18 protein-coding genes are annotated in these 20,910 nt (G+C 56.5%); 9 read left to right on the forward strand and 9 right to left on the reverse strand.

The window, feature by feature from the left end; all coding sequences use genetic code 11:
- Positions 1-161: 161 nt before the first annotated feature.
- Positions 162-461 carry a hypothetical protein gene (locus ACZA91_RS11570; protein WP_099535225.1) on the reverse strand — a complete coding sequence of 100 codons (300 nt, stop codon included), beginning with the start codon at positions 459-461 and terminating at the stop codon, positions 162-164.
- Between the two features lie 679 nt (positions 462-1,140).
- On the opposite strand from ACZA91_RS11570, the gene sds reads away from it, so the two are divergent.
- Positions 1,141-2,112: a solanesyl diphosphate synthase gene (sds, locus tag ACZA91_RS11575; RefSeq protein ID WP_099535223.1), complete on the forward strand. Its 972-nt coding sequence runs from the start codon at positions 1,141-1,143 to the stop codon at positions 2,110-2,112.
- A gap of 203 nt (positions 2,113-2,315) precedes the next feature.
- Here sds and ACZA91_RS11580 read toward each other — a convergent pair whose 3' ends face one another.
- The 5 genes from ACZA91_RS11580 to pilM form a co-directional block, all read right to left on the reverse strand.
- Complete coding sequence (locus ACZA91_RS11580) at positions 2,316-3,248, reverse strand: Npun_R2821/Npun_R2822 family protein (RefSeq protein WP_463182390.1); 933 nt, start codon at positions 3,246-3,248, stop codon at positions 2,316-2,318.
- Between the two features lie 338 nt (positions 3,249-3,586).
- Positions 3,587-5,800 carry a secretin and TonB N-terminal domain-containing protein gene (locus tag ACZA91_RS11585; RefSeq protein ID WP_463182391.1) on the reverse strand — a complete coding sequence of 738 codons (2,214 nt, stop codon included), beginning with the start codon at positions 5,798-5,800 and terminating at the stop codon, positions 3,587-3,589.
- 142 nt (positions 5,801-5,942) lie between these two features.
- Positions 5,943-6,719 carry a hypothetical protein gene (locus tag ACZA91_RS11590; RefSeq protein ID WP_099534313.1) on the reverse strand — a complete coding sequence of 259 codons (777 nt, stop codon included), beginning with the start codon at positions 6,717-6,719 and terminating at the stop codon, positions 5,943-5,945.
- The gene (locus tag ACZA91_RS11595; protein ID WP_463182392.1) at positions 6,709-7,668 is read right to left on the reverse strand and encodes a PilN domain-containing protein; all 960 of its coding nucleotides are present in this window, start codon (positions 7,666-7,668) and stop codon (positions 6,709-6,711) included. The genes ACZA91_RS11590 and ACZA91_RS11595 overlap by 11 nt, the downstream gene beginning before the upstream one ends.
- Before the next feature lie 221 nt (positions 7,669-7,889).
- A complete protein-coding gene (pilM, locus tag ACZA91_RS11600; protein ID WP_099534315.1) occupies positions 7,890-9,041 on the reverse strand; it encodes a type IV pilus assembly protein PilM in 1,152 nt (383 codons plus the stop codon).
- A 299-nt stretch (positions 9,042-9,340) separates the two neighbouring features.
- On the opposite strand from pilM, the gene ACZA91_RS11605 reads away from it, so the two are divergent.
- A complete protein-coding gene (locus ACZA91_RS11605; protein WP_463182393.1) occupies positions 9,341-10,654 on the forward strand; it encodes an ABC transporter substrate-binding protein in 1,314 nt (437 codons plus the stop codon).
- Positions 10,655-10,845: 191 nt separating this feature from the next.
- Here the strand turns inward: ACZA91_RS11605 and ACZA91_RS11610 are convergent, their stop codons facing one another.
- Positions 10,846-11,265, reverse strand: a complete 420-nt coding sequence (locus tag ACZA91_RS11610) for a CAAD domain-containing protein (protein ID WP_099534318.1) — start codon at positions 11,263-11,265, stop codon at positions 10,846-10,848.
- 319 nt (positions 11,266-11,584) lie between these two features.
- On the opposite strand from ACZA91_RS11610, the gene ACZA91_RS11615 reads away from it, so the two are divergent.
- The gene (locus tag ACZA91_RS11615; RefSeq protein WP_463182394.1) at positions 11,585-12,646 is read left to right on the forward strand and encodes a thiamine phosphate synthase; all 1,062 of its coding nucleotides are present in this window, start codon (positions 11,585-11,587) and stop codon (positions 12,644-12,646) included.
- Here ACZA91_RS11615 and ACZA91_RS11620 read toward each other — a convergent pair.
- Entirely contained in the window at positions 12,620-12,811 is a 192-nt protein-coding gene (locus ACZA91_RS11620) for a hypothetical protein (protein ID WP_190528021.1), read from the reverse strand. The two genes, ACZA91_RS11615 and ACZA91_RS11620, sit on opposite strands and share 27 nt — an antisense overlap.
- On the opposite strand from ACZA91_RS11620, the gene thiS reads away from it, so the two are divergent.
- From thiS to ACZA91_RS11650, 6 genes are all read left to right on the forward strand, one after another.
- Positions 12,810-13,034, forward strand: coding sequence for a sulfur carrier protein ThiS (gene thiS, locus ACZA91_RS11625; protein WP_190354566.1), 225 nt, complete (start codon positions 12,810-12,812; stop codon positions 13,032-13,034). The two genes, ACZA91_RS11620 and thiS, sit on opposite strands and share 2 nt — an antisense overlap.
- A 628-nt stretch (positions 13,035-13,662) precedes the next feature.
- Positions 13,663-16,017 (forward strand): CHAT domain-containing protein, encoded by a 2,355-nt coding sequence (locus ACZA91_RS11630; RefSeq protein ID WP_463182395.1) that lies wholly within the window; start codon positions 13,663-13,665, stop codon positions 16,015-16,017.
- 526 nt (positions 16,018-16,543) lie between these two features.
- Entirely contained in the window at positions 16,544-17,968 is a 1,425-nt protein-coding gene (locus ACZA91_RS11635; RefSeq protein ID WP_099534321.1) for a form I ribulose bisphosphate carboxylase large subunit, read from the forward strand.
- Between the two features lie 134 nt (positions 17,969-18,102).
- Entirely contained in the window at positions 18,103-18,510 is a 408-nt protein-coding gene (rcbX, locus tag ACZA91_RS11640) for a RuBisCO chaperone RbcX (RefSeq protein WP_099534322.1), read from the forward strand.
- 94 nt (positions 18,511-18,604) lie between these two features.
- Entirely contained in the window at positions 18,605-18,940 is a 336-nt protein-coding gene (locus tag ACZA91_RS11645; protein ID WP_099534326.1) for a ribulose bisphosphate carboxylase small subunit, read from the forward strand.
- Between the two features lie 206 nt (positions 18,941-19,146).
- Positions 19,147-19,668, forward strand: coding sequence for a bifunctional nuclease family protein (locus ACZA91_RS11650; protein ID WP_099534323.1), 522 nt, complete (start codon positions 19,147-19,149; stop codon positions 19,666-19,668).
- Here ACZA91_RS11650 and ACZA91_RS11655 read toward each other — a convergent pair.
- On the reverse strand, positions 19,649-20,836 hold the full coding sequence (locus ACZA91_RS11655) for a tetratricopeptide repeat protein (protein ID WP_463182396.1): 1,188 nt from the start codon (positions 20,834-20,836) through the stop codon (positions 19,649-19,651). The two genes, ACZA91_RS11650 and ACZA91_RS11655, sit on opposite strands and share 20 nt — an antisense overlap.
- Positions 20,837-20,910: the final 74 nt, after the last annotated feature.

Here is a 20,910-nt window from a genome sequence, read left to right on the forward strand (position 1 = left end):
GCTGACTAAGGTGTTTAAATTCCTTAGTTGAACCCAAGAGTTGAATCCAATCTTGGTTGAACTCAATCATTTCATCAGAGAAATGCTGCTAGAGAGAACCTGTTGGATATTGTGTCCTTTGCCTTCTTGGTTTGACCTTTATTCAACTTTTGCTCCTGGAGCTAAAAGCGTCTGGTGGCCAGGTCGCGACCATCCGATAACCCCAACGATTCCACCCGATCGCCTCTGGATTCCGTAACTCGTTCAGCGACTTCTTGGTAGCGGTTTTTATAGCGTTGCTGTGCGATCGACAGCAGCAAATAAACCACCGCCAAATAGACTACCGATGCCCCCAAAATAGTCCAAGACGTTTGCTGCGGAAACACCAAATGCGCCACGTTATTAATCGGTAATGAATACCGATTTGCGATCACCAATCCTTGGTAGAGGGCCAATCCCACCAACAGTCCCAGCGCGTTCATAGCAGTAACTGTACATGAATATAGTTTTTGTGAGCTGAAAATATGGTCGCGCTGAAGCCAGCACTGAAATATGGTTCAAAACGCGATCGACATCCCCCGGTCGCCGTTTCAAAACAATGACAGCACTCACCATGGCGCACACCAAGGCCGAACCCTGACTCAAGGCAATTGAGAATCGGAGTCCAACCTAGTGCTTAACCCCTATCTGGGTCTGGGCCTCACTGAATAGAACCATCCCATCGGGAACCGGAACACCCTTAAGGATGCTGATTCGCGATCGCTACCGGATTGGTTCGGGTCAGCAGACCTGATAGCGGCTTGGATCTGGTCGTCTTTGTGTGATAGTGCTCACGCAATTCACATTTCGGAGTCCAGTCCTATTCAATTCGGCAAAGCTTGCAGCGGGCAGCTTTCCCATGAAGTTTTTAGAAACCCCTGACCTATAGAATAACACCTGATTTCTCAGGGTTGACAGTGAATTTTTGGTGGTTTTTACAAATCTTTAGAAATCCCCAAAAGCCCGTATTGATGGGCATTCGTGCAACAGCGATCCCCGATCAATCACCGTAACCTTGACAAATCCCGATCCCACTCATCTACACGGATTGGTCTGGGGTTAGCTTAAAATAATCACAGAATGCGTAAAATTTCGTAACCTGATGCTGCACCGGGCCAATCCATGACCTCGACGATTTCCCTGCTTTCTCCGGTTGAAGCCGATCTTGATGCCATGACGATGAACCTGCGCAAGCTGGTTGGCGCAAAGCATCCGATCCTCTATGCAGCGGCAGAGCACTTGTTCAGTGCAGGCGGCAAGCGTTTGCGACCGGCGATTGTGTTGTTGGTGGCCCGGGCCACGATGGGGTCAGCGGAAATTACGGCCCGACATCGACGGTTGGCAGAAATTACGGAAATGATCCACACGGCCAGCTTGGTTCACGATGATGTGGTGGATGAAGCCGGAACGCGGCGGGGTGTGCCCACCGTACACAGTCGTTTCAACAACCGGGTGGCGGTGCTGGCGGGCGATTTCCTCTTTGCCCAGTCCTCTTGGTACTTGGCGAATTTAGACAATCTGGAAGTGGTGAAGCTGCTTTCGGAAGTGATTATGAATTTGGCGGAGGGCGAAATTGACCAGGGCCTCAATCGCTTTGACACCAGCCTGACCCTGGAAGCCTATCTACAAAAGAGCTACTACAAAACCGCATCGCTGGTGGCCAACAGTTCCAAGGCGGCGGCGATTCTGAGCGATGTGGAGCGATCGGTGGCTGAGCGGCTCTATAGCTACGGTCGTCATGTGGGTTTGGCGTTCCAGGTGGTGGATGACATTCTCGATTTCACCAGTTCCGATGAAGTGCTCGGGAAACCGGCGGGGTCGGATTTGCGCAGCGGCAATCTGACGGCTCCGGTTTTGTATGCGCTGGAGGAGTTCCCCCAACTGGAGGGGCCGATCGAGCGGGAGTTTTCAGAGGAGGGCGATATTGAAACGGCCCTGGAATTGGTGCGATCAAGCCAGGGTATTGAGCGGTCTCGTGCTTTGGCGAAACATCACGTGGAGCAGGCGATCGAGGATGTGATGGTGTTGGCTCCGTCGGCGGCGCGGGAGGCCTTGGTGGGGTTGGCACATTACGCGATCGAACGGATTTACTAAGGTTGGCTGGGTTTCAAGGGGGGCGATCGGGTGATGGTTGCCAACGGGTGATCATCCCAGAGCAATCACGATCCAGAGCAATCACGATCCAGATCAATCACGATCTCAAACCAACAGCCACTCCAGACAAGGGGCTTAAGCCCCTTGCTCCCTAGGATCCTGCGACGCAAGAACCGGGGTTTGGCGAATCCGAGTGATCGCCCCTAGCGTTTGGGATGGGGCTTCAGGATGCGTTTGGCCTTGGTCAGGGCCCGTTGCCAGATCGATCGCGGGGGTGGCGGGGCCAACGGGGAAACGGTCGGTTTCGGTTCGTGTAAATACCGATATTTCTCCCACAGTTCCCAGTAGGGACAACCGGGCTGGAGTCGAATGCCGGCCCAATGCAGATAGGGAACGGGTTTGTTGACTTTCGGATCGATCAAGCGATCGCCCTGCCAAACAAAATGTTTGCTACCGGCCCAGCTTCCGGGCCCCTTTGCGGGTCGCTGTGTCCAATTCCAACGCCGAGGAAACCGACGCAAAACCATGTAGTTAATGATCGGTTGGTCGGATGTTTTCTTAGAAAAATCAAAATATTCTGGGTGGGCGGCACATTCAGCAAAGGTGTCGTACAAATCCTGTTCGGTAATTAATCCCTTGCGAGATCCCCACAAACCGCCGTTAAAAGTTCCCCGCAAATCTTCTTCTGTAAAAATGCCTTGATCGAGAACGGTGGATGTGAAAACGTCCTTCAGACCTCCAGCATGTTGATAGTCATAGCAAACAAAGTCTGCTTCAGAGAGGGCATCAAGGCATTGAATAATCGGCTCAAAAACAATCAGGTCTGTGTCAATGTAGAGAAATTCATCAAAGGGGCCAAACCAGCAAGCTTGTTTACGAAACTGATTAGGACGAGCGAAAAATTCCTGACCAAAGATGCTTTGAAGCTGAACAGAAAGACGCTGAATAAACTCTAGATCTTCAAATAATAAAACACCGAAGCGATCGCTCAGAATTTTGGCAACCTTTTGGTAGTGATCATCATAGGGAATGAGCATAACGGGCGTTTCGGAATCAGTTGCCCGAATACTTTCGAGCAGCGCGATCGCATGTTCCGTTACTTTGTCATTGGCGATGATATAAAATCCACGACTCATAGTCGATCGATCCTTTGCAATTCAGTTCAGCCGATCCTTGGCCATTTCAGCATAGGCCTGAACCTTTATTCTTGTCATCGGTTGCCAAATCCCCATAAATCGGAGCCATCTTGGATTGTGCTCAAAGATGATGTGCCCAAGGAGGATGCGCCCAAGGATGATGTGCTTAGGGCTGATCGGCTGAGAAAGAATTGAGCAATGAGATTGATCAAGAATAATCTGCTCAGAAACTTGAACCGGCTCAGAAATTCAAAGGGGCGATCGAACCCGCTCGATCGCCCCTTAATTTACTCGATGGATGCCGTCAACCCTTGAAAACGGCAACCACCAGTGTTTTTCTATCGCATGTTGGTGCGTTGAATTAGCTCTTGGGCTTCTCGGCTAGGCGTGTAGCTGTAGCCAGCGGTTGAAGCGTTCGAGTCGTCCAGCAATTGCGGTGTGAGCAACACCACCAACTCCTTGCGCTCGTTGCGGCGATCGGTGCGGCGGAACAAAGAACCCAACAGCGGCAAGTCACCCAAAATCGGAATCTTGCGCACTTCGCTGCGATCCGTGTCTTGAATAATGCCCGCCAGGACTAGGGTTTGGCCATCCCGAATCCGAATCGTGCCGGATGATAGCTTCCGTTCAGACAACAAAGTGGCAAAGGCGTTATCTTCAAGGGCCCCAAACCGATCAACCGGGACTTTCAGCGAGGGCGAAACCGACAGGGTAACAAACCCATTGTCATCGATTCGATCGACTTGAATGCCCAAAACGAGGCCGGCCTTTTCCTTTTCAATGGTGAAAGTCGTGTTGCTCACACCATTGGAAACTTCCGTTTCCGCCTCCACGGTTCCCACCACTTCTTCAGTGAGTTCCACGTTGGCCACTTGCCCTTCCTGCACCACCAAGGTTGGATCGGTCAGAATTTTGGCATTTCCGTTAACCACAGAAGCTTGGAGCTGAGCGAGGAAGTCGTTGGCGATGTTAAAGCCATTGGGATTTTGGCCATTCACATCGCCTGAAATTGACAGGGGAACCGAAACGGGCCCAAACCCAACGGACTCGGGAGCCAGGCTGGTGGAGTAGGGCGCGCCCCGATCGCTCCAGTTAATCACCCCGATGCCGCCCGTGTTGACGATGCGAGTGCCGCCCACCCCAAAGGAGAAACTCGTACCCAGGCGATCGTTTTGCAGCAGGTTGATATCAATCACCCGCACATTCACCACCACCTGACGCAGGCGGCTATCAATCCGCGACAACTGCTCAGAAGCCAGGGCAACCAAATCCCGCTGCCCCACCAAGGTGATGGTGTTGGTGCGCTGATCTACCGCAATTTGCAGGCCGCGGAGAATCGGAACCGAATCTTTCGGGTCATAGCGAAGCGGGTTAATGACCGTGCGCTCACTGGTGCGGGTTTGGGTCAAGGGAGCCGCTTGGACTTGCGCATCACCACCGCCCTGCTGCTGTTGCTCTGCCCCGATCCGCACAACTTCCGTTGTTCGCTCTGTGGCCGCCGTGGCACTTTCGGCCCCCAAAATCACCAAATAACCGGCTGCTTCGTTGGCCCGCACTTGGTTGAGGCGCACGGAACGCATGGCCACCTCCCGGGCCGCGTTGGGCAAACTGCGGCCCACAAAAATGGTGCGGCCATTGCGGCTGGCCTGAAGACCGCTAATCCGCAAGACGTAGTTAAAAACGTCCTGGGCCGATTCGTTTTCAATGTCGAGGCTAATCCGAGCGTCGGCTCCGGTGGTGGGAGGCGTGCCGGGAGCGGTGGGGCTGCCGGGGGTGGGGCCAGCCGCGTTGTCGGCGAAGGCGATGTTCACGCCGCTGGCCCGGGCTAGCAGCGACAACACCTCGCGCACGGGGGCTTCTCGCAACACCAAACGGGGAATGATTTGGTTGCTGCCCAGGTTAATGGTGTAGGGCTGGATCGGCAGATCGGAAATGGCAATGTCGCCAACGGGTGGGGCGATCGCCCGGGGCATGGTGGGGGGAGCCACCGCCGGACTGAGCACGGCCGGTTGACCATCGATGGTGATGGTGGGGTTGGGAACCAGGACGTTGGGTGCGCCGTTGCCAACCGGTGAGCCGGTGTTGGCCGGTGTTTGGGCTACGGGGCTGCCAGTATTGCTGGGGGTGCTTGGGGTGCTGGGGGTGGTCGTGCCGGCATAGCTCAGCAGAACGGCATTGTTGTTGCTGGGGCGAATGCGACCGGTGGGGCGAGCCGTAGTGCCACGTACCGTCACCTGGACGGTGCTGCCATCCAGTTGGGTCACTTCCACTGCTGCAATCCCGGGGGCTGGGTTGGCTCGGGTCACGTTGCCGCCGGGAACCACCAACCGCGCGCCGGCCACATGGGCAATCAGGCTGGTTCCTTGGGGAGGCAACAGGAACACCTGGGGTCGATCGACCGAATCGGTCACCAATTCCACATCCACGCCGCTGCCGCTGCCGCTGATCCGCACATCCAGCACGTTGGTTTCGGCCAAGGCGGGCTGCACGATCGCCACCGTTGCCAACCCACCCATCAGCGCTGCATTGCCCAAAATCCGCTCGTAGTTCACCGTTCGCTCCTCACTGCTGTTTTGTCGATCGTGGTTGTTGGGGTTAGGGAAAGGAAAATGGGTGTTCGCCAGGGCGATCGAGTCAGAACATCATGATGCTGCGGATCCCTCGGCCACCAATCTCGTGATTACTTTCTGGCGATTACTTGGGTGCTTCGCCCTCCGGTTTATCTGCGTTTTCGCCTGCTTTGTTGGCTTCGGCGGCGGCCTGTTGGGCCAACTCCCGAGCCGAGAGTGGTAGGAGCACCTTTAACGAAAAATTGGTTTGAATCCGAACCTGGGGCGCACCTTGGGCGACAAACTGCCCAGTTTTGTCATCAAACCGCACCGCCTGCTTGGAGAGTTTTAGCTCGGAGGTCAAATCATCGATCGCCAGCATTGACTGATAGCGCTCAAGGTTGCGCAGGATGTTGCCGGTGCGATCGTAGTCCGCCTCGAACCCCACCTTCAGCACCAGTTGCCGAATTTTGCTGTTGACCGCATCGCCCCAAGAGCCATCGGTGACCATCTCCTCCGATGGACTTTTGACCGGGACAGGTTCCAGCTTGGTGATTTGGCCAAACTGTTCGGAAACAATCCGGTTGAGATCCAGCGGCAGCACCGAAACCGTGGTGGGAGCGGGAAACAAAGCCAGCACTTGCTCTTGGGTGGCGCGGGCCCGCTGCAAATTGTCGAGGGTTTGCTGCACCTTGCGCTTTTCTTCGGCCACCTGCTCTAGGCGTTCTCGTTTGGTGGCCACATCCTCTTCAAGCTTTTTGTATTCTTCGTATTGGGGCATCACCACCTGAATCAGGAGCGCTACGCCGCCAATGACACCGACGGCGGCCACAACACCGCCCAGGATGGTGGGTGTGAAGGTAATCCCAAAAACAACGGGATCGCTGGGTTCCGTGACCGCTTGCTGTGCGCTAAACGCCATTGTTGGTATTCTCCTTAGGCTCGCTGTCGCCGGCCGGTGGGGTGAGACCGGTGTTGGGGGTTTTGCCTTGTTCAGCCAAAATGCGGCGAATGGTTTCGATGCGCACCACAAGGCCGGAGGCTCCGTTGCGATCGAGCACCGGCAGCAACTCTTCAGCAGGTTTGGTCGTGTAAGCCGACTGAATCGTGTACTTAATGACCTTCGGCGCAACGATTCTAACTTGGCCACCGGCGGCCGCCGCAGTGGGCGGGGGCGCGGCTAGCACATAGGCAATGCCATCTTGCACCTCTTGGTTCGCCTGGACGATCTGGGCGGGGTTATCGATCGCCTGGCTGCCCACTAACTGGGTTTTAGCCGCATCCAAAAAGGGCGACTTTTGCAGCAGCAGCAAAAACTCGCCCACCCCTTCCAGGGAGTTGGCATAACCCTCGATCGTCAGGGTTTTCGGGGGACGAATGGGTTTGTTGACCGCGGGCGCGGCGGCTGCGCCAGGGCTGGGTTTGGGGGTGCTGGCGGCGGCAGCGGTGGCAGCGTTCTTGTCTTCGACCTCGCGGATGGCCGTCATCTGCACGCCCACCGGCAGTCGATCGCGCAAATCACCCAGCAGGGCAGACCAAGACTTCACGCGACTAAACACCCCCACCAAACCTTGGGTGAGCTGGTCGATCGCCTTCATCTCTGCTTCGGCCTGGGCCGCTTTGGCCAATTCCGCTTCCAATTCCTGCAAGTCTTTATTGAGTTCGGCTTGGCTCTGTTCCAAGGCGGCTTTTTGGAACTGGAGATAGCCCCAAAATCCACCAATGGCCGCCGGAACCGCCAAACCCACCATCACACCCAAAATCAGCGGCAACTTACTCGCCTGGGCGACAGCCGCACCCGCTGTTTTGCCAGCCCCGGCGGTTTGGTACTCGGGGCGATCCTTCAGGAAGTTGATGTTGAGACTATACATAGCGAGGGCAACAGTCGGGTGGCTCGGGGTTTGCAGTCTCGGGATTCAGCTCGGTCATCACCCGGGGCAGAAAGGCGAATGATCGATCAGGGGCGATCGGGCAGGGAGTCGATGGGTCAATTCAGAAGTTGAGCGGTTGAACCGACATTAACCAACAGGGGTAACAGCAACAACCCTTGCGAGTCAATGGCTGCGCGTCGGTGGCTACGTGCTAGGGCCCCCTATTCCCGGTCATCGAGTGCATTCCGCAGCCCCAACCCTAACACGACTCCCAAGCTGGCGCGTTGGGCTTCGGTGATGTCGCTGTCGGCCTCCAAACCCAAGGACTCGATCGGGTCAACCCGCATTACAGGCACGTTTAACCGTTGGGTAAAAAACTCATCAATTTCCCCGATCGCCGCGCCGGGCCCCGCCAACATCAACTGGGCAATTTCCAAATTTTCGCTTTGGTTGAGATAGAAATCGACCGATCGCCGCAACTCATCGGCCAACTCGCCCATCATCTTCACGATTGCCACCGAACCGGGACTCATGCCCGTTGTGCCCGAAGCGGCCCCCACGGCCTCGATTTGCGAAATGGGAATGGTCATCTCCATCAGCATGTCCGTGCTGCGGCTGGGAGGCGTGTTCATGGCCCGATTCAAGGCCTCTTGCATTTGTAATGTCCCGATCGGGACTGTCCGCGAAAATTGCGGCACGCCATCCACCACAATCGCAATTTCACTGCTATCAAACTGAATATCCACCAGCACCACGGCCTGATTGGAAGCATAGCCCCGGAGCTGTTCGCGGATGGTTCGGATCAGGGCAAAGCTGCTGATTTCTAAGGTCTTGATTCGTAGCCCCGCCTGCTCAAAGGTGTCCAGATAAGCATCAGTGACCTCCCGACGTGTGGCCACCAGCAACACTTGCACCTTTTCGATCCCATCTTCATCGGTGAAGTAGCCGAGTTTTTGATAGTCAACATCCGCTTCTTCCCGAGGAAAAGGCAGATAAAGACCCGCTTCCTGGTTCATGTATTGCCGCAGTTCATCATCATTGAGTTCCGCTGGCACAGGAATCAAACGAATCACGGTTTCGCGCCCCGGAATCGCCGTGGCCACTTCCTTGACCTTGACGCGGCTATCTTGAATGACCGCCTGAATGAGTTCGGCGGCGGCGGGGGGATCCACAATTGCTCCCTCCTCAATCACGCCTTCAGGAACTTCCACGGAAGAGAGGATATTGAGCTTAAATTTCTGGCCCTTTTTTTGGAGTTGAACCAGGTTAATTCGTTCGGGTGAAATTTCGATGCCGATGCCTTTTTTACCGCCTCCTAAGAGACTGCCGATCGCGTTGGTTAAGGGGGCAAACAAGTTTCCAGCAGCGTTCATAGTTGGGGACGGTTAGGAGACCCGAAAATGGCAGTCAAGGGGCCGATGGGCAACCATCAGGGATCCAAAATCAGGGGGATTGTTTGGCCCCAAATGGGTTGGCAGGCAGGGAATGGATGGCTCAAAAAGCCGAAAACGCTGATGGTTTCAGCACTACCATGGACTACGACGCATGGTATCCAATTTCGTTTAAGATCGCCATACCCGAGGGTAAAGAAATCTTGCTGGCCGTAGGTTTTCACGATTGACGGCGATCGGGAAATCGCCGCAAAATTCCGTGTAAATTCGGAGAGAGCACCATGGGGATGGCCAAGATGCAGCGGAGAGGGCAGCACGGAGGGTGGAGCCGTCGATCGTTCTTGCAGTTGGCTGGCGGCACGGCGATCGGGCTGGCGGCCTGTGGCCGATCGAATTCATCATCGGCGCTGCAATTTTGGACGATGCAGCTCCAGCCCAAATTCACGGACTATTTTCAGCGGGCGATCGGGGAGTTTGAATCGGCTCGATCGGGCCTGCGGGTGAATTGGCTCGATGTGCCCTGGGCCGCCATGGAAAGCAAAATTCTGACGGCGGTGGCGGCCCGCCAGGCTCCGGATGTGGTGAATTTGAACCCTAGCTTTGCCTCCCGGCTGGCGGCACGCGGGGCTTGGCTGACCTTGGGCGATCGGGTTCCCGTTGCCGTTCAAAGGCGCTATTTGCCCAATATCTGGCAAGCGAACGCGATTGGGGGCGAACCCTTTGGTGTGCCTTGGTATTTGACCACCAAGGTGACGATTTATAACCGATCGCTCCTGGAACGGGCCGGGATCGATCGGCCGCCCGCCACCTACGAAGACTTGGCGGAGCTGGCCCAACGGGTGCGCGAAAAAACTGGCAAATACGGCTTTTTCATCACCTTTGCGCCCAATGATTCGGCTGAGGTGCTGGAAGCTTTGGTGCAAATGGGGGTGACCTTGGTGGACGATCGGGGGCGGGCCGCCTTTGAGTCGGCCGCCGGGCGAGCCGCCGTGAACTACTGGGTTAACCTGTTTCGGCGGGGCTGGTTACCCCCGGAAGCCCTCACCCAAGGCCACCGTCGCGGCATTGAGCTATATCAGGCGGGAGAATCGGCCCTGGTTGGTTCCAGTCCTGAATTTTTGAATGCGATCGCCACCAATGCCCCCTCGATCGCGGCCCTGTCGGCGGCGGCTCCCCAAGTGGTCGGTTCTTCCGGGGTGCGCAGTGTGGCCGTGATGAATCTCACCATTCCCAAAAAATCGCCCCGAGCCGAAGCGGCCGTCGATTTTGCCCTGTTTTTAACGGACGATCGCCACCAACTCAGCTTTGCCCAGGCTGCCAACGTGTTGCCCTCCACCCAAGGCGCTCTGGCCAGCTTGCGGGCTAGCCTGGCCCAGGCCACGCGCCAAGGCAACGCCAGCGCGATCGACCAAGCCCGCAAAATTGCCGCCGACCAACTGACCAGCGCCCGCGTGTTGCTGCCCCCAATTAAAAACCTGAAGGATCTTCAGCAAATTTTGTATGAAAACATCCAAGGCGCGTTGCTAGACGAAAAGAGCGTTGATCAAGCCCTGCGGGATGCGGCGATCGAGTGGAATCGTTTAGCCCCCAGCTAGGTAGATTCCCAAACATCAAAAGGGACAGCACCACACAGGGCTGTCCCTTTCATCGGTCTTGGTCGAAAATTGGGGTTGCGATCGATACCGCACCGGTTTGCGATCAAACACCTCACCCGTGGCAAGGGGCGATCGAGCGATAGGAACTGGCGCGGCCTGAGATTGCCCAATCTCCATAGCCAACCAGGAAACTACTTTTGACCCAACACCTGACCCTTCAGGGTTGCAATCTTGCTGGAGAGTTCCTGACGGTTTTCGGCCCGCAGCAGGTAGCGATAAATGAACCAACCGGTGTAGGTGGCCCCAATCAGCTCGAACGTGGGCGACAGCAGCGGGATCTCGTTGATTGCACCCAACAGGGCCAACAGGATCTTCACTGAAATCAGCGCGAAAACAATCAGAGCGACGGTGACTACGGGCTGACGGTATTCGCCATAGAACTTGCCGATGTATTCCGGCAGTTTGGCCAAAAAGTCAGAAACTTGGTCAAGGATTTGCTGAAACTCAGCGTTGCTTGCTTCTTCGCTACTGGCCGGGGCTAGCGAACCGCCTTTTTCGGCACTTACGGAGCCAGCGTCGGCATAGTCAGATTTTTGCAGTTCGGGTTCCATTGTTCACGACCGATATACAGCGTTTCGATAGTAGACTGCTGCCGCAAAGGGGGACTGTCCGATCAAAACATCCGATGGGAACAGTTGTTTTGGGGGGACAGCTCACGGTTTACGCAGTCAGTCCGGTGTGTGGTGGGTTGGGCTGGAGCGAGGGGCATTCCCGATCGAGCGATCGTGGTTTAGCTAGGAAAATACCCTAGACTCTTCAGAACTGCAATCCTGGGACGATCGCCCGGCAAGGGGCCTGCCGAAAGTCTAACCAAGCTAGCACGGCCGATGAATATCGGTAGATGGAAGTTTTGTTGAGCAGGGCGAAACCATGAGTGAACCAACGGAACAACGGGGACTGGCTTCTCAATCCCGATCGACCCGATCGGCCGTTTTGCGAATTTTGGATGCCAACCTCGATCGGGCCCGGGAGGGGCTACGGATTGTGGAGGAATGGTGTCGGTTTGGCCTAGAAAGTGCTGAACTCACCGAGCAGTGCAAAGCCATGCGCCACGAATTAGCCCAATGGCACAGCGATGAAATGCGATCGGCCCGCAACACCCCCGCTGATCCCGGCACAGCCCTGACCCACAGCAACGAAGAGACCCGATCGAGTATTCAAGCCGTTTTGCAGGCCAATCTGTGCCGAGTGCAGGAAGCCCTCCGCTCGATCGAGGAATATGGCAAGCTGCTATCCCCCGAGCTATCCCAAGCTTGCAAGCAACTGCGCTACCAAACCTACAGCCTAGAGAGCCGTTTGCAGGGACGGAACCGCCACCAACAATTGGCGGCTGCCCGGCTTTATTTGGTCACCTCACCCCATGAATACCTCTTTGAGGTGGTGGAAGAGGCCCTCAAGGGGGGTCTGTCCCTCGTGCAATATCGCGACAAAAACGAGGACGATGGGCGGCGCTTGGCCAATGCCCAACGACTTTGCAACTTGTGCCATCACTACGGGGCGCTGTTTTTGGTGAACGATCGGGTTGACGTGGCGATCGCCGTCGGGGCCGATGGGGTTCACCTGGGTCAGCAGGATTTTCCTTTGGAAGCGGCCCGGCAGATTTTGGGGCCCGAATATCTCATTGGCTGCTCCACCACCAACCCGACTGAAATGGAGCGGGCCCTGCGAGGCGGTGCTGATTACATCGGTGTGGGCCCCGTCTATGAAACCCCCACCAAAGCGGGCAAGGCGGCCGCTGGGTTGGAGTATGTGGCTTTTGCGGCGGAAAAGTCGCCGGTTCCCTGGTTTGCGATCGGGGGCATTGATGCCCAAAACTTGCCGGCCGTTTTGGAAGCCGGTGCGCAACGGGTGGCCGTGGTGCGGGCCCTGATGGCCGCAGAGCAACCTAAACAAGTCACTCAATATTTACTGTCCCAACTTTACGCCCGATAACTTCACGTCTTCTAACTTCGCGCCTTTTAACTCCAAGCCCTTGAGTCCTTTGGGCAGGACGGGGGGCACAACCCGATCGCCGGGACTGTTGCCCCAATTGCAGCAAACTTTCCACACATCCAGACCCTTTGAGCCGTTTTTGAGCCGTTTTGGAGGATCCTTCATGAGTGAGCTATCCAGTTCAACCATTGCCTTGCAGGTGAATGGCGAAGCCCGCCACTGTGCTCCTGGCACGCAGCTCCCGGATTTTTTGACACAATTGGGACTAAATCCGCGTTTGGTGGCTGTGGAATATAACGGTGAAATCTTGCATCGGCAGTTCTGGGAGCGCACCACGCTACAGGGGGGCGATCGGCTGGAGATTGTCACGATCGTGGGTGGCGGCTAAGGGTGGGGCTAGGGGTTTAGCCCCCTTGTCTGTCAGGTAGGCGGGCCGACAATCTGGAGATGGAGTCGTCGGAATTGCCCGATCGGGCCCGATCGGGATGGATTGCCCACCGATACCCAAACCATCAAAGGCGGATGATTTTGAAGGATTGCGACTCGGGAAATTGCAATTCAGGAAATTGGGATCTAGGGCAATAACGATTCAGGTTGATTGAGGTCGGTTTAGGTCGATTTAGGTTGATTTAGGTCGATTTAGGTTGATTGCCCATCAGGTTGATTGCTCACCGATCGCTACTGATCGCCCAGTGATCACCCAGTGATCTCCACCGATTGCTCACCGATCATCTAAACCGATCGTCCGATGGGGCGCGATCGCAAAAAAAGCTCCCCACCCGAAGGCGGAGAGCTGAGATATCGTCAGGGTGCATCTACCTGTCTTTTCCCTTCGCAGAACCATACGGTTGATCCGGAGAAGCTGACGAAAAAAGTTTTAGCTAGTTTGGTTTTTGATTGTTCTTATTTACTTTCCGCTTGTTCGCTTTCCTTTTGTTCGCTTTTTTCCATTGCCACCCTATGGCTGTCTGATTTTTGGCTGTCTGATTGTTCGCCCGCTGTAGCGCCCTTGTCCTATGCCGACTTCCGTGATCGCCAAAGCCGTCTTGGAATTTCACCTGTCGATTACGCCGTTGGGTGGGGACGATCGGGTGTTGATTCGCACGGAGCGAGCGCCTAAGGGAGTGATGTTGGCGGAAGAGCAAGCCATTTGGCCGATCGGGGAATGGTTGGTGCAGGCGGAACGGTTGATGGCGGATCCCCTGTGGGATCTGTTTCGCACGGAGCCAGCAACCGATGAGCGTCTGGCCAGTCTGGTGGCCTTGGGAGAACAGCTATACAGCGCTCTATTTCAAGGCTCCATTCGCGATCGATGGATTTCTGCCCAAAGCGTGGCCGATAGCCAAGATGCGGCACTGCATTTGCGGTTGGGACTGCGGGGCGATCGACTGCTGCAATTGCCCTGGGAAGCGCTCTATGGCGATGGGCGGCTGTTGACCACGGGCACGGACATCACCTTTTCTCGCTATCGATCGCAGTTTGGCCGCTCCGGTAGCTTTGATGCGCGGCGGTTGACCCTGCGCCGTTCAGACTCATTGCGAATTTTGGTGGCCCTGGCGGCTCCCGACGACCAAGCGGCCTTGGCCGTGGAGCAAGAAGTGGGGCGGTTGCGCCAAGAGCTGCAACAAACCACCGCCCACATGGAAATTGATGTGCTGGATCAGCCCGATCGGGAACAACTCACCCACGCCCTTGAACAGGGGCAATACCATGTTTTTCACTACGCCGGCCACAGTGACCCGGGCCCCGATGGGGGCAGTTTGCACTTGGTGAATCGGCGCACGGGCCTGGCGGAACCCTTGGCGGGCAACGACCTGGCGGGGCTGTTGGTGAATAACGGCGTGTGGCTGGCTTTTTTGAATTCTTGTCGGGGCAGCGACTCGCCGGTTTATCGATCGGATGCGCCGGAAACCGATGCGGACACGTTGGCGGCGGCCCTGATGCGGCGCGGTGTGCCGGGGGTGCTGGCCATGTCGGAGCAAATTCCCGACGATGTGGCGATTACTCTGATGCAGTTGTTTTATCGCAACCTGCGTCCAGACTATTCCCTAGATTTAGCCACCAGTCGAATGCGTCAGGGGTTGGTTTCCACCTATGGTTCGGCTCAGTTCTATTGGGCCTTGCCCATTTTGTATTTGCATCCCGATTTTGACGGGCTGCTATTTGCGGCGGGTGTACCCATCTCGCTGCCGGGGCGATCGCCCTTAATTCCCAACGGTGAGCCACTGCCCACCACGCCCCGATCGCCCGATGAGTCGGGGTTGCGGCCCCCAATGCCCCTCAAGGGACTGGCGGATGAGCAGCTAGCGGATGATCAGTGGGCTGACCAAACCATGGCGGTGAATCTGGAGGAACTGGTGGCGCGATCGCCCTCAGATGCCTCAAGGGGTGATCACCCGGCAGCGAGCCAGGGTGGCTCCAATCATCAAAGGGGCCCAGAGGGGCAGGGGCATTTATTTTCTGCGGCCTCCTCATCCGCTGCGGCCTCATCCCCTGCGGCTCCATCGGCGGATCGATCGCACCCTCGGTTTGACCTGGGATCCGCCGACGCGGACAACGCTGCCCGATCGGGGGCTGCCAAGGCCGTCACAGTGCCTCAATCTTGGTTAGTGGCCGGAGCCTTGGCCGTGCTGTTGGGGGCGGGCGGATTGTGGTGGACGGGGGCCCGATCGGGAACCCAATCGCAGCCAACGCCCCAACCCACCGCCCCGATCGCCCAATCCCTGAATCCGCCAAACGATTGGAACAACACCGACACGGAAACAGTGCAGGCGATCGCCCTGCAAGCCTTACGCCAAAAGCAACTCCCCACCGCTGTTCAGGCGATCGAAGCCCTGCTGGCCCCCAACCGCAACGCCGCCGCCATTGCCCGGGACGTGCTGCAAACCCTCCCCAACAGCCAAGACACCGCCGAAACCCTCTTCTTGCGCGGGCGAGTGACCTGGCAACTGGCACGCCAACAGCAACCGGACTACAGCTTCAATGATGCCCAGCGGTTTTGGGAGCTGGCCATTCAACAAAACCCCAATGATCCGCGCTATCACCTGGCCTTAGGGTTTGCGCATTTTCAGACCCAAACCCTCGATCGGGCTGAGCAAGCCTTTGCCGAATCCCTGAACCTCTCCCAAACGGCTGACGGAGCCATCCTCAGCGATAACCTGGCCCTCACCGCCCAAGCCGGACTCGCACTGGTGGCCCAGGCCCGGGCCCAACAAAACAACGACTCCGCCGCCCTGCAACAGGCCATTCGCTACCGTGATCAGGTGCAAGCCAACGCTGGCAGCCAGTTTCAGCCCCCTGTTTTGGCGCAAAATTGGCTCTGGACAGAGCTGGCCCTCAGTCAATGGCAGCAACTACTCAGCCGATCGTAATCTTTTGAAATCTTGCCCTTTGCCCCGATCGAGCGACCCCAAAACCAGGGCCAGATCCCCCCTTTGTTGGCCAGAGTTTGGCTCCGTTGGCTTGCGCTGTGCCCCTTTGCTCCGTTTTCTCGATCCCAATGCTCGATCGCCTTTGCTACGAACCGTAACGTTAATTACGAAAATTCATAAGATCCCAAAGTATTTGCAAAGTTCTAGCTATACCTTTCCTGATATATTTTTTTTGGGCAATTCGGCTACAACTTCGCGAGAGTGCAGCCCGTTGGCGGTATCGTCTCGACCGTCACCTTTGAAGAAACTGCTTCTCTCGGATTTCTAGCTGCTTGATCGCTCGTCTAAGCGCCGATTCATCGAAAATAATGCAATTTGCATAATGCGGTTCGCATTCCTCGGTTTGCGAAGCTCCAAGATCTAAGGGGCTTCGCAAGATTCTGCTGTGAAGACGCTGCTGATCTCTCAATCGCCCACCACTTTCGCCGACCCTCGATCGACGAAGCAGTTCTTAGGAAGGGACGTTATGGCTTACGCACAGACGCAATCAAAAGCTGGCTACGACGCTGGCGTAAAAGACTACAAGCTGACCTATTACACGCCGGACTACACGCCGAAAGATACTGATATTTTGGCTGCGTTCCGCATGACCCCGCAACCGGGCGTTCCCCCGGAAGAAGCTGGGGCAGCCGTGGCCGCTGAGTCCTCGACCGGGACTTGGACCACTGTGTGGACTGACCTGCTGACCGACCTCGATCGCTACAAGGGTCGTTGCTACGATCTAGAGCCGGTTCCCGGTGAAGACAACCAATACATTGCCTACATCGCCTATCCCCTGGATCTGTTCGAAGAAGGCTCCGTTACCAACCTGCTGACCTCGCTGGTGGGTAACGTTTTCGGCTTTAAGGCCCTGAAAGCGCTGCGTCTGGAAGACTTGCGGATTCCCGTCGCTTACCTGAAGACCTTCCAAGGCCCCCCGCACGGGATCCAAGTAGAGCGCGATCGGATCAACAAGTACGGTCGTCCCCTGCTGGGTTGCACCATCAAACCCAAACTGGGTCTGTCGGCGAAGAACTACGGTCGTGCAGTGTACGAATGTCTGCGCGGCGGTCTGGACTTCACCAAAGACGACGAAAACATCAACTCGCAGCCCTTCCAACGTTGGCGCGATCGCTTCTTGTTTGTGGCTGATGCCATTCACAAGGCGCAAGCGGAAACCGGCGAAATCAAGGGTCACTATCTGAACGTGACCGCTGCCACCTGCGAAGAAATGCTGAAGCGGGCCGAGTACGCCAAAGAACTCGAAATGCCCATCATCATGCATGACTTCTTGACGGCTGGCTTCACCGCCAACACCACCCTGTCGCACTGGTGCCGTAACAACGGCGTGCTGCTGCACATCCACCGCGCAATGCACGCGGTAATCGACCGTCAGAAGAACCACGGGATCCACTTCCGTGTGCTGTCGAAGTGCTTGCGGATGTCCGGTGGTGACCACATCCACACCGGTACGGTGGTCGGTAAGCTGGAAGGCGACCAAGCCGTAACCCTGGGCTTTGTGGACTTGCTGCGCGAAAACTACATCGAGCAAGACCGCAGCCGTGGGATCTACTTCACCCAAGACTGGGCTTCGATGCCGGGCGTGATGGCCGTGGCTTCGGGTGGTATCCACGTGTGGCACATGCCCGCACTGGTTGACATCTTCGGCGATGACGCGGTGCTGCAATTCGGCGGTGGTACGCTGGGTCACCCCTGGGGTAATGCTCCGGGTGCAACGGCCAACCGCGTGGCTCTGGAAGCTTGCGTCCAAGCCCGTAACGAAGGCCGCAACCTGCTGCGTGAAGGCGGCGACATCCTGCGTGAGGCTGCTCGTTGGTCTCCTGACCTGGCTGTGGCCCTGGAACTGTGGAAGGAAATCAAGTTCGAGTTCGAGGCGGTTGATACCGTCTGATGATGCGGCGAGCCGGTTGATTGGCCGATCGAGGGGGAAGCTGCGCACCGATGGAAATCGGTAAGCCGGTAGCGGTTTCTGAAGCTGCGATCGTCTAGCATCGTGAGAACGTTGGGCGATCGCGGAGGCTGCGTATGGATCTCAAGCAAATTGCCAAGGATACGGCCAAAACGCTGCAAAGCTATTTGACCTACCAGGCAATGCGGACTGTCCTCGCGCAACTACATGAAACTAATCCCCCCAAGGCGGTTTGGCTGCATCGGTTTTCGGCGGAGAGCAACTTGCAAGATGGGGAAGCCTACTTGCAATCCCTGCTGACTGTTGATCCGGATTTGGCCTTTCGTCTGATGACGGTGCGTGATGAGTTGGTCAGTGATGTGACTGACTATTTGCCGGAGATGGTGCGTGAAGGGGTTCAAAAGTCCAATGGCCATCTCCGTCGCCAGCACCTCGAACGGCTAACACAACTGGTTTTGGCTGAGGAACCCGATCGACTCCTGGAATCGGAGCGGCGATCGGGTGACCACTCGATCGATGATTAATTCCACTCCTGGAATTAGCCACGGGATGAGTGAATCGCATTCGAATTGCATTCGTTGAAGTTTTTTCTCTTCGCCCCGTTTGGAGACAACTGGCATGAAGACTCTGCCCAAAGAGCGTCGTTTTGAGACCTTCTCGTATCTGCCTCCCCTCAGCGACCAACAGATCGCCAAGCAAATCCAGTACATGATCGACCAGGGCTACATCCCCGGTGTTGAGTTCAACGAGAACTCGGATCCCGAGGTGTACTACTGGACGATGTGGAAGTTGCCTCTGTTCAACGCGCGTTCGGTGCAAGAAGTGTTGACCGAAGTGCAAGCTTGCCGCTCGGAATATGGCAACTGCTACATCCGTGTTGTGGGCTTCGACAACATCAAGCAGTGCCAATCGGTGGGCTTCATTGTGCACCGTCCTAACCTGAGCCGCTACTAAGTCGCGGTGGGAGCTAGCTAGCGCGATCGAGATCGTTAGCGGCTAAAGTGGTCATTTTGAATCAGCAACAGGGGTGAGGTTGACTCGCCCCTGTTTGTTTTTCTGCGGGTTTTTTCCGTAATCCCGCCGATTGGCAGGGCATACTGAGAACAGGCTTGAAGGCGAATACCGGTCAATCGCTCACGGATGCTACGGATGCTGGGTCTATGGTGGAAATGAAGGTTGCGGGAATTGCATTGGATGCGGCGAGCCGCACGCCGATCGTGTTGCTTCGAGATACGGCCGATCGGCGTGCCCTCCCGATCTACATTGGGCCGGATCAAGCCAAGGCGATCATCAGTGCCATGGAGGATCGGCCACCGCCACGCCCGCTCACCCATGATTTGATGGCGAATCTGCTCCAGGCTTGGGAAATGACCCTGGAGAAGGTGATTGTCCATTCGCTGCAAGATGGCACGTTCTATGCGGTGCTCTGTGTACGGCAAGGGGATGTGCAAAAGGATATTGATGCGCGTCCAAGCGACGCGATCGCCCTGGCCCTGCGCACCGATAGCCCCATTTGGGTGATGGAGGAGGTGATTGCCGATGCTTCGGTGCCGGTCGATCGGGACGCGGACGAGGCCGAGCAAGCCGCTTTTCGGGACTTTCTTGCCAATTTACGCCCGGAGGACTTCTCGGAGCGGGGCAATCGTTTCCAGGGCGAGCCGACTAGCGAATCGGAGAGTTAGGACGACAGAAGCTGACGCGGCTGTAAAGGGCGAAGGCGGCATCTTCGCGCATGGGCTGGGCGTTGCGGCGAGGAACAGGGATTTGGGGATTGAGCCGATCGAGCAATTCTCGGTAATCCAAGGCTGTTTCCGCAAAACCGGTGAACCGATCAAACACCCGGGCGATCGGGGTTTGTTGAGCCACAAAGGTCACGAGGGCGTTCCATTGGGTGCGCCGGGTGGGGCGACCGTCATCCAATTCCTGCACAAAGGAGTTGGGCGAGAATCCCATGGGCGCGAAGGCCACACCCCGATCGAACTGATAGGCACTTTCGCAAAGGCGCAAAATGCAGCCCCGATCGGGCAAATGCAAATCCACAAGAGGAACCCAATCTTGGGTTTGATCTCGGCGCACAATTTGGCCGCGTGCATTCAAATCAATCACCGATTCCACCACGGGCACGGCTCCCAACACGCGCTGGCTCACCTCTGCCCACCGAAAAGCCAAGGTTCCCAACTGGTGTCGATCGTTTTCGCAAATCACGATCGGGTCTGGATCCACGGATTGGAAATGCTTGATGGTGAAAGTTTTGATGGCTTGTACCGCTTTTTCATCCACACAAAAGCAGGGAATTTGGTGCGATTGGAGGGCTTCCGCATAGACTTGCAGTTCTCCCAAGAGGCCGGTGCGATAGAGTCGCCAATCGCGGCTGGGCAACTGCATCCGGGCGGTGTAGGGATCTAAGTCAAAAATGCGGGCAAATTGTTTCGCCGCTTCCGGGCGATCGTCCGAGGCGATCGGCTCCAAAATTAAAATGCCGTGGGCTGGTTTTTGGGGTCGATCGCCCTGGTTCGTGCCTTGATGGGTGGCTTGGCTGGCGGCGGCTCGGGCTTGGGTAATGGCGGCTTGACGTTGGGTGCGATCGGCCGTTTCCAAGCGCTGCAACCCCTGGCGAGCTTGGGCCAAAATCTTGGGATTGGGGTTGGTTGTGTTTCGCAGCAGCTCTCGATAAATGGGTTCCGCCACCGTCGGCCGCCCCGCCAGCTCATGGAGCCGCGCCGCATAGAGTTGCACCCAAGGATCGCGTGGGTGGCTGGTGAGCAGTGGATTCAGCAACCGGGCGGCGGTGCGATAGTCCTTGTTTTTAAAGGCTTCGATCACGCGATCGATTTCGGGAGGACGACTCATGGGCGATCGAACCTACGATGGCCGTTGCAGCAAGGGATGGGGGAACTAAACTCAACTCAATTCAACCAAACCCA

It is taken from the genome of Limnothrix sp. CMB-01 (assembly GCF_055193175.1).

Coding starts and splice junctions, on each gene's coding strand:
- ACZA91_RS11570 (WP_099535225.1), bottom strand. CDS start 461: ATGAACGCGCTGGGACTGTTGGTGGGATTGGCCCTCTACCAAGGATTG.
- sds (WP_099535223.1), top strand. CDS start 1,141: ATGACCTCGACGATTTCCCTGCTTTCTCCGGTTGAAGCCGATCTTGAT.
- ACZA91_RS11580 (WP_463182390.1), bottom strand. CDS start 3,248: ATGAGTCGTGGATTTTATATCATCGCCAATGACAAAGTAACGGAACAT.
- ACZA91_RS11590 (WP_099534313.1), bottom strand. CDS start 6,719: ATGGCGTTTAGCGCACAGCAAGCGGTCACGGAACCCAGCGATCCCGTT.
- ACZA91_RS11595 (WP_463182392.1), bottom strand. CDS start 7,668: ATGTATAGTCTCAACATCAACTTCCTGAAGGATCGCCCCGAGTACCAA.
- pilM (WP_099534315.1), bottom strand. CDS start 9,041: ATGAACGCTGCTGGAAACTTGTTTGCCCCCTTAACCAACGCGATCGGC.
- ACZA91_RS11605 (WP_463182393.1), top strand. CDS start 9,341: ATGGGGATGGCCAAGATGCAGCGGAGAGGGCAGCACGGAGGGTGGAGC.
- ACZA91_RS11610 (WP_099534318.1), bottom strand. CDS start 11,265: ATGGAACCCGAACTGCAAAAATCTGACTATGCCGACGCTGGCTCCGTA.
- ACZA91_RS11615 (WP_463182394.1), top strand. CDS start 11,585: ATGAGTGAACCAACGGAACAACGGGGACTGGCTTCTCAATCCCGATCG.
- thiS (WP_190354566.1), top strand. CDS start 12,810: ATGAGTGAGCTATCCAGTTCAACCATTGCCTTGCAGGTGAATGGCGAA.
- ACZA91_RS11620 (WP_190528021.1), bottom strand. CDS start 12,811: ATGAAGGATCCTCCAAAACGGCTCAAAAACGGCTCAAAGGGTCTGGAT.
- ACZA91_RS11630 (WP_463182395.1), top strand. CDS start 13,663: ATGCCGACTTCCGTGATCGCCAAAGCCGTCTTGGAATTTCACCTGTCG.
- ACZA91_RS11635 (WP_099534321.1), top strand. CDS start 16,544: ATGGCTTACGCACAGACGCAATCAAAAGCTGGCTACGACGCTGGCGTA.
- rcbX (WP_099534322.1), top strand. CDS start 18,103: ATGGATCTCAAGCAAATTGCCAAGGATACGGCCAAAACGCTGCAAAGC.
- ACZA91_RS11645 (WP_099534326.1), top strand. CDS start 18,605: ATGAAGACTCTGCCCAAAGAGCGTCGTTTTGAGACCTTCTCGTATCTG.
- ACZA91_RS11650 (WP_099534323.1), top strand. CDS start 19,147: ATGGTGGAAATGAAGGTTGCGGGAATTGCATTGGATGCGGCGAGCCGC.
- ACZA91_RS11655 (WP_463182396.1), bottom strand. CDS start 20,836: ATGAGTCGTCCTCCCGAAATCGATCGCGTGATCGAAGCCTTTAAAAAC.